Raw genomic sequence first — 626 nt, 5'->3', positions numbered from 1 at the left:
TCTAGCTTTTCTCCGCTGAGCTTTATTCCATTAAAATGAAAATCCCATTCATGTAGTATCACCCCCGAGTCATAAAGAAAGGCTGTTTTATCTACATTATTAACAGCATATACTAAAATATACGCAACGTTATCGGTGTAAACAACATCGTTGAACCTGTTAATTGTTTTCGAAATTTTCATATAGTCAAAAGCTAATGTCTTATGTGGCTTTGCCCTACACTTTATTATCTTATCATCTGATTCAACATAAATTTCTGCATCCCAAAATTCAGGGGAATATCTATCTTCACCAACACTAAGGTAGCTGTACTCTTCTGTCTCTACGCTGATAGATTCGTAAGGCTTTAGAATCAGTGGAGGAGAGCACTTATATATTTCTAAACAATAGTTCTTATCAAAAATAGCAAATATCTTATAAATACTTAGAGGTTTATCTTTCTTGTTTTGAAAGACCATATTATTTATTCTTGCTTCAGATGTACCAGCAACTGTAATGTCATAAGTGACATTTACTTTATATCCTATTTTTCTCCAAGCGAAGAAAATAGCAAAAAAAGAAGCGAATATAGCTGCGACTGGCCTAAACTGTTGATCAATCCATTCCCAAATTATTGATAAATGTTC

Annotated in this window: 1 protein-coding gene; it reads right to left on the bottom strand. The window is 33.1% G+C overall.

From position 1 onward, the window contains the following. Nucleotides 1-626 (bottom strand): hypothetical protein (locus ACS8FD_RS21920; protein ID WP_439277422.1); only part of this gene is annotated, 626 nt, incomplete at both ends.

The sequence above is a fragment of the Psychrobacter sp. 1U2 genome, from assembly GCF_051847575.1.
The sequence above is the reverse complement of the archived record's forward strand: the minus strand, read 5'-3'. Positions and strand labels throughout refer to the sequence as shown.